Origin of the sequence: Neobacillus drentensis (assembly GCF_036965425.1) — a bacterium.
GTDB classification, from domain to species: Bacteria; Bacillota; Bacilli; order Bacillales; family Cytobacillaceae; genus Neobacillus; species Neobacillus drentensis_F.
Genome location: NZ_JBALPP010000196.1, coordinates 1 through 6,158, shown reverse-complemented (window position 1 = coordinate 6,158; position 6,158 = coordinate 1). Strand labels below are relative to the sequence as shown.

The window sequence follows — 6,158 nt, the reverse complement described above, 5'->3', positions numbered from 1 at the left end:
TATTATCCCTTTAAAGGAAGAGAATCAATTTCTTATTGATTTCTGGCTTATTTATTTAGAAACGAAAGGTTTAACAAAGATAGCAAAGCAATTTATTAATGAATTTTTATTTCATTTTAAGAAAATTATTTAAACAGCCTGAGTTCTTGTCAATGAATTCAGGCTGTTTAACACTATTATTTTAATTGAGATTAAATCGTATAAAACGTTAACGAAGATAGAAGAAAAGATGTAATGATAATGGCTATTAGAGGGCGAATTGCTTTGGCACGCAGTTCTTTTAAACTAATATTTAATCCTAAGCCGGTCATAGACATGGTTAAAAGAAATGACGTGACAGCTGCAATATCAGACATTAGCTTCTTAGATAGTAAAATTTCTTGGCCAATGATGTAGCTCCCCACAAAACTCATAATGATAAACCCAATTAAAAACCATGGAAACTCGAATTTTGCCTCTCCCTCTAATTTTCCTTTCTTTTTCATCCAAAGCATGAGAAAAAAACAAACAGGTATTAATAAGAATACGCGGGAGAGTTTGGCTAGCAATGCGTGAGCAAGCGCATCCTGGCCTGCGGGAGCAGCGGCTAAAGCAACATGGCCAATCTCATGAAGGCTGATTCCTACCCAATTACCGTAGTCTATAGGACTCATAGATAATAAAGGAAATAATACCGTATAGATAATTGAAAATACTGTGCCAACTAATGCGATGATGCCAACTCCCATGGCGGTATCATCTTCTTTTGCTTTAATTATTGGCGAAACAGCGGCAATCGCAGCAGCACCACAAATCCCTGTTCCAACACCTAATAATAAAGATAAATTTAAATCTGCTTTCAGCCATTTTGCAAGGATCATCATTACTACAATGGAAAAAATGATCGATCCGGTGCCTCTTAGCAGCAGCGGTAATCCCTGATGGAAAATGACGACCATGTTAAGCTTTAAGCCATATAGGATAATGGCCAAGCGTAATAGTTTTTTTGATGAAAATTGAATACCAGTTCTTAACCTTTCAGGATATCCAAAAACTTGTCGATAAACCACAGCAAGTAAAATGGCACACGCAAGTGGTCCAATATGATTTAAACCTGGCAGGACTGCCAAAATGAAACCAATCATGGCTATGGTAAATGTAAAACCAATTCCTAATATTATTGAAACGTATAGCTTCTTTTCAGCATTTTTATGCTCGTTAGGACTGGAATTGATTAAAGCTTTTTGTACCAATTTTTTTCATCCCCTCATTTGCATTATTTAATATTATCGTATCGAAGAATTTATAATAAGGGAAATAAATGATTATTATAGTTATAATAAGTAAATACGATATAAGGAGGGGAATAAAGTGGATCAACTATTAGCTGTATTTATCTCTGTAGCGGATAAAAGAAACTTTTCCAGAGCAGCGGAAGAACTTCATATGACTCAACCTGCCGTTAGCCAGCAAATTCAACAATTAGAAAAGAATATCGGGACAAAACTACTTCTTCGGACAAACAAGAGTGTGCAGCTGACTAAAGCGGGAGAAATAGTATATTTACATGCTAAAGAAATAACGGGTTTATATAACCGAATGTCTATTTTAGTAAATGAATTAAATAACGAGCCAATAGGACTGTTAAAAATCGGTGCAAGCTATACTTTTGGAGAATACGTATTGCCACATATCCTTGCTAAAATGAAAAACCTTTATCCTAATATCATTCCTTCGGTGCAGATTGGCAATACAAGGGATATTGCCAAAGCAATCACCAGTCATGAGATCGATGTAGGGATTGTCGAAGGGGATATATCTCAGCGAAATATAGCTATCAAAACAGTTTCAACAGACCAAATGTATATTGTGGCAGGGGGGAACTATCAAAATTTCTCCGATATGGAAATTTCACTAGAACTGTTGGAACAAGAAAATTGGATTGTCCGTGAAGAGGGTTCTGGTACAAGAGATGCAACAGAAAAATTATTTCAAACTTTACAAATAAGACCTCCAAAGTTGATGGAGTTTGGCAGCACTCAGCTTATTAAAGAAGCAGTTGAAGCAGGGCTTGGAGTTAGTTACTTATCTGAACTTACTTTTAAAAAAGAAAGAATACTGGATACCATTCGAGCATTAAAGGTTAAAGGGACACCAATAAAGAGAAATTTTTCGGTTATAACTAAATCTCCTGAATTGAGTACAAAATCTATGAATTTATTTATTGAGTTAATAGAAAATTATTTAAAAAATTAATAATAATCAAGGGGTAAAGCCTTTGTTTCTGGGGTTTGTCTTTTTATTTAGGCCAAAGGTAGATTTCGCATTTTGTTATAAAATGCTATACTCATTTTTGACAATTTTTTATGATATATGAACTCGATGAAAGAATGATGATGATTACATACAGGGGGGAATATTTAAATGAGAGATTATTTAGAGTTACTGGAAGATTTACTAGAAAACGGTGTGCAAAAAGGGGATCGTACAGGAACTGGTACTTTGTCTGTATTTGGCCGGCAAATCCGATTTGATTTAAGCAAAGGATTCCCGCTCTTAACAACGAAACGTGTGCCCTTTCGCTTGGTAGCAAGTGAACTATTGTGGTTTTTAAAAGGAGACACCAATATCCGTTATTTACTTGAACACAATAATAATATCTGGAATGAATGGCCGTTTAAGAAATGGGTTGAAAGCGACGATTACAATGGACCTGACATGACAGACTTTGGAATAAGAAGTCAAGCTGATGAGGAATTTAAAAAACTGTATGAACAAGAGATGGAAAATTTCAAGAAGCGAATCTTAGAGGATGATCAGTTTTCCGAAAAATATGGAGAGCTTGGCCCAGTATATGGTTCCCAATGGCGAAAATGGGAAAAGAAAAACGGAGAGTTTGTCGATCAAATTGAACAGGTCGTAAACGAGATTAAACAAAACCCAAATTCCAGACGACTGCTCGTCAATGCCTGGAATGCTGGTGAAGTGGATGATATGAAACTGCCTCCTTGTCATTATGCCTTTCAATTTTATGTAGCAGAAGGCAAGCTATCGTGTATGTGGCAGCAAAGGTCGGTCGATACCTTCCTAGGTCTTCCCTTCAACATTGCGAGTTACGCATTGTTAACACATATGGTAGCCCAGCAATGTGGCCTCGAAGTAGGGGAATTGATTTTTACTGGCGGAGATGTTCATTTGTATCTAAATCATATTGAACAGGCGAGATTACAATTATCCCGTGAAGTTCGCTCCTTGCCACAACTAAAGATACTAACTAGACCGTCATCGATTTTTGATTATCAACTTGATGATTTTGAAATCACAGGGTATAATCCGCATCCACATATTAAAGCAGAGGTTGCTGTTTAACGTGATTATAAAAACAAAGGAGGGGACAGCGTATGATTTCATTTATTGTCGCCATGGACGAAAATAGAGTAATTGGCAAAGACAATCAATTGCCTTGGCACCTGCCAGAGGATTTAAAGTTTTTTAAGCAGGTTACGATGGGGCATCCGATTGCCATGGGCAGGAAAACGCACGAATCCATTGCCAAGCCACTTCCCGGCAGGGAGAATATCATCATAACCCGTCAAAAAGGATACGAATCCGAAGGCTGTACTGTTTTTTATTCAGTCGAGGAGTTTGTTAAATACTGCCGCGAGCAAAAAGATGAAATTTTTGTTATTGGCGGGGCGGAAATTTTTAAAGAAACATTCCCATATGCAGACCGTCTATACATCACCCATATTTACGAAAATTTTGCAGGGGATACCTTTTTCCCTGAATTTGATCTTGAACAGTGGAAGCTTACATCCTGTGAAAAAGGGATTAAGGATGAAAAAAATCCTTACGATTATGAATTTCGGATTTATGACAGAAAAGAATAGCATAAAAATAAGCATCAGCTCATCGCTGGTGCTTTTCTTCAGAATATTATTTTAAAAATAGGATCCATTTACTTCATACTCTGTCATTTTTGCAAGCATACCCCTAAATTCATGTGGATGGCAAAATTCTTCTTCACGGAAATGTGCTTTAACCCAGGCGATTAATTCTTTTGGGCTATTAAAATATTCCCCACTCCGATCGCTTTTACGAATTGTGTATCTTCCATTGTCATCATCAATGGTGACTTCCACTGGCAGGGCTCCGTCAAAACTACAAAGTGAAAATTCCATCCAACTCACATCCATTCCCTTACAAATTTCCATTAGTATATGTTCCTACTACTCAAATTATATGCAAAATAAAGATAGTTGACAAAATATTTAAAAAATTCTATTAAATAAAATGCCATTGACTATAAAAGTGGTTATTGTTAAATTGTCTAAGAAGAGGTTTTTTACCTTGGTAAATGGTAATAATCTCAAATACTTTATTTTTTTAGATATTGTGAATTTAATATGAAATATTGCATAAAATTTACCCAAATCGATTTTTCAATACTATAATCGTATTAGAAATTACAAAAGTTAAAGGGGATGTAAATCCATGTTTTCGAATATCGGCGTTCCAGGACTAATTTTAATTTTGGTGTTAGCACTGATAATTTTCGGACCTAAGAAACTACCTGAGATTGGTCGTGCTTTTGGACAAACACTTAAAGAATTTAAAAAATCAACTCGTGAATTAACAGAAGATGTTATGGAAGATATTAAGGACGAAAAAGAAAAGTTGACTAAATAAGGTGTAAGATATGCGTCTTGCACCTTTTTCTTCTCGATATTTATAACTATATGAATGAGTGAAAACGTAATAAACCTCAATCATATTTACCATTGAAATTGGCAGGGGAAGTACATGGAAGATAAAGAATTACACTTAGTAGACCATTTAGAGGAATTGCGCAAAAGGATTATCATAACGGTAGTAGCCTTTGCTGTTTTTTTTATTGCTGCCTTTATTTATGTAGATGATATCTATAAATGGTTTGTCGGGGATCAAAAACTCCAGGTTCTTGGACCAAGTGACATCATGTGGATTTATTTTATGCTCGCAACAGTTGTGGCTGTGGCTGCGACGATTCCTGTTTTAGCATTACAAATTTGGTTATTTGTAAAGCCTGCGTTAAGACCGAATGAACAAAGAATTACATTATCTTATGTTCCCGCATTATTTTTCTTATTTATTAGTGGACTGGCCTTTGGCTATTTTGTCATCTACCCGATGGTGTTAGATTTCCTAGTGAATATGGGACAGGGCATGTTTGTCACGAATTTCACTGCTGAACGCTATTTTAGTTTTATTATGAATATGACTCTTCCTTTTGGAGTATTGTTCGAACTCCCAGTTGTGGTTATGTTCTTAACTTCATTAGGAATCATCAATCCGTTTGTGCTCTCAAAAATCCGAAAGTATGCGTATTTCGTTTTAATTATTATTGCGGTTGTCATCACACCGCCTGACTTTATGTCTGACTTTGTGGTAACACTGCCGCTATTATTGCTTTACGAAGTCAGTATCAATTTATCAAAGTTTGTTTACCGTAAACGGTTAAAAAAGCTGCAGGAAGAAGAATTAGTAGAAGCATAAATCAAAAGACCTTAAGAGAGTGGATTTCCTCTCTTAAGGTCTTTTTTACGTCTTTTTACTTGTTCAATTGTTCCTTCATCCAGGATTGAAATTTAATGTAATTTAGATATTCCCGGAAATCCTCTTTCTTTAGTCCATCCTCAACAGCACTTCTAATTAGCACAACCCATTCATCATCTAATTCAATGGGAGCATCATTTTCTGTTTGTTCCTTATCCAATAAATATTCAAGACTTGTCCCCAATGCTTTTGCGACCTTGTATAAGAATTGGAGCGAAGGATTGGACTGTAATCCTCGTTCGATATGACTTAAATACGATTTTGATACATCTGCTAAGTTTGCCAGCTCACTAATAGAATAACCTTTTTCCTGCCTCATCTCCTTAATCTTAATTCCGATCATTTTTTTATTCCCCTTTGGTTTTTAATCTAATTTTAATCTTGATGTATAAGAATATTATAAAGAACGTTATGTATTTTATAAAGAAATAATTTTGGGTTTCATGAAAGAATTTGATTATTTAAATATCTGTTCTTATGTTCGTTATAAATTAAAAATAACTTTAGAAATACGAAATAATTAGATATTTAAAGGAATTTAGAGGAAAATGAAGGAAAAACGTTCTTTATTAAGAAATTTAACC

Annotated in this window: 8 protein-coding genes; 5 read left to right on the top strand and 3 right to left on the bottom strand. The window is 35.1% G+C overall.

Translation table 11 applies throughout. From position 1 onward, the window contains the following. Positions 1-191: 191 nt before the first annotated feature. Positions 192-1,232 (bottom strand): YeiH family protein, encoded by a 1,041-nt coding sequence (locus V7161_RS29810; protein WP_420491694.1) that lies wholly within the window; start codon positions 1,230-1,232, stop codon positions 192-194. Positions 1,233-1,350: 118 nt separating this feature from the next. Here V7161_RS29810 and V7161_RS29805 point away from each other — a divergent pair, with 118 nt between their 5' ends. The 3 genes from V7161_RS29805 (at position 1,351) to V7161_RS29795 (ending at position 3,869) form a co-directional block, all read left to right on the top strand. After that, positions 1,351-2,235, top strand: coding sequence for a LysR family transcriptional regulator (locus tag V7161_RS29805; protein ID WP_335716386.1), 885 nt, complete (start codon positions 1,351-1,353; stop codon positions 2,233-2,235). A gap of 168 nt (positions 2,236-2,403) precedes the next feature. After that, positions 2,404-3,348, top strand: coding sequence for a thymidylate synthase (locus V7161_RS29800; protein ID WP_335716385.1), 945 nt, complete (start codon positions 2,404-2,406; stop codon positions 3,346-3,348). A 32-nt stretch (positions 3,349-3,380) separates the two neighbouring features. After that, a complete protein-coding gene (locus V7161_RS29795; RefSeq protein WP_335716384.1) occupies positions 3,381-3,869 on the top strand; it encodes a dihydrofolate reductase in 489 nt (162 codons plus the stop codon). Between the two features lie 51 nt (positions 3,870-3,920). Here V7161_RS29795 and V7161_RS29790 read toward each other — a convergent pair whose 3' ends face one another. Further along, positions 3,921-4,160, bottom strand: a complete 240-nt coding sequence (locus V7161_RS29790) for a hypothetical protein (protein ID WP_335716387.1) — start codon at positions 4,158-4,160, stop codon at positions 3,921-3,923. Between the two features lie 313 nt (positions 4,161-4,473). Between V7161_RS29790 and tatA the strand changes: the two genes are divergently transcribed. Next, positions 4,474-4,668, top strand: coding sequence for a twin-arginine translocase TatA/TatE family subunit (tatA, locus tag V7161_RS29785; protein WP_191271979.1), 195 nt, complete (start codon positions 4,474-4,476; stop codon positions 4,666-4,668). 114 nt (positions 4,669-4,782) lie between these two features. After that, a complete protein-coding gene (gene tatC, locus V7161_RS29780; protein WP_335716383.1) occupies positions 4,783-5,514 on the top strand; it encodes a twin-arginine translocase subunit TatC in 732 nt (243 codons plus the stop codon). Positions 5,515-5,569: 55 nt separating this feature from the next. Here the strand turns inward: tatC and V7161_RS29775 are convergent, their stop codons facing one another. Continuing rightward, positions 5,570-5,917, bottom strand: coding sequence for a helix-turn-helix domain-containing protein (locus V7161_RS29775; RefSeq protein ID WP_335716382.1), 348 nt, complete (start codon positions 5,915-5,917; stop codon positions 5,570-5,572). Between the last annotated feature and the right edge of the window lie 241 nt (positions 5,918-6,158).